This window comes from Bacillus sp. mrc49 (genome assembly GCF_002803435.1).
The window spans coordinates 1-385 of sequence record NZ_PHNG01000053.1; the positions used below are offsets into that span (position 1 = coordinate 1).

The following is a 385-nucleotide window of genomic DNA, read 5'->3' on the forward strand; positions in this document are numbered from 1 at the left end:
AGAGATGCGCGCGTTCGTACGCAACATGACGCACAACAGCGAGGCCTTCCATCACTGGTGGAAACAGCATGATGTGCTGGCGCGCGAAGGGGGAGAGCGAGCTTTTACTCACGGGCAACAAGGCGAGCTGCGCTATCGGCAACTGACGTTTCATCCGGTGGAAAACGGCGGGCTGAAACTGGTGATGCTGATCCCTTTGACGTAACGGGTAACAAATTCATAAACAGGTTTACCTGCCATTTATTTATTGGTTCATCTAAACGCGCTAGGGTGACAGCTACCGATGAGATCTTTCATCCAGTACCGTTATTCATCTCCTTGAGGTAATCCTATGCAATCCGAAGAACAACGTCTTATCGATGGTCTGTTTGGCCGCTTGAAAGAA

1 protein-coding gene is annotated in these 385 nt (G+C 50.1%); it reads left to right on the plus strand.

Annotation, left to right across the window (positions count from 1 at the left end; all coding sequences use genetic code 11):
• Positions 1-205, plus strand: a 205-nt coding sequence (locus CVN76_RS00430; protein WP_442857518.1) for an MmyB family transcriptional regulator, incomplete at its 5' end; no start/stop codon positions are given.
• Positions 206-385 lie beyond the last annotated feature (180 nt).